The 515-nt window shown below is 67.8% G+C and carries 1 protein-coding gene; it reads right to left on the reverse strand.

The genetic code is table 11. The features are described 5' to 3' along the window. A partial coding sequence (locus JCM19049_RS17350; protein WP_279403539.1) for a pyridoxal-dependent decarboxylase occupies positions 1-515 on the reverse strand: 515 nt, incomplete at both ends.

The raw sequence follows: 515 nt of genomic DNA on the forward strand, positions 1-515 counted from the left end.
CAGTGCGGCTGGTCCATGGCGTGGTTCTGGCCCGTGTCGATCCAGTGAATGTTCTGCCGGCCGAACCCGGCCAGCAATGCGCCCTTTTCCACCGAACTGTGGGCATAGCGGCTGGCGTAGACGATAAGGGGCGCTTCCTCAGCCTGCAGGCCGCCGCGGGCCAGGGCGAAATCGGTGGCGCGTTCCCGCGCGCACAGCAGCGCGATCAGGGTGCTGCTGGAGGCCGAATCCTGGATGGAGCCACGGAACTGCTCGGGCAGCCCAAAGAGCTGGCGGGTCCAGTCCACTACGGTCTGCTCGATCTCGGACAGGGCTGGGCTGGATTCCCAGGACAGGCCGAGCACTCCCAGCCCGGTGCACAGCATGTCCCCGAGCACCGAGGACAGCTCCGAGTTCGACGGGAAGAATCCGAAGAAGCTGGGGTGTTGCCAGTGGGTGAGCCCGGGCATCACGATGCGCTGCACGTCCTCTAGCAGCCCCGCCCCGCCGTCGCCCTCTTCCGGCGCCTGCGCGGG

Source organism: Arthrobacter sp. JCM 19049 (assembly GCF_001310435.1).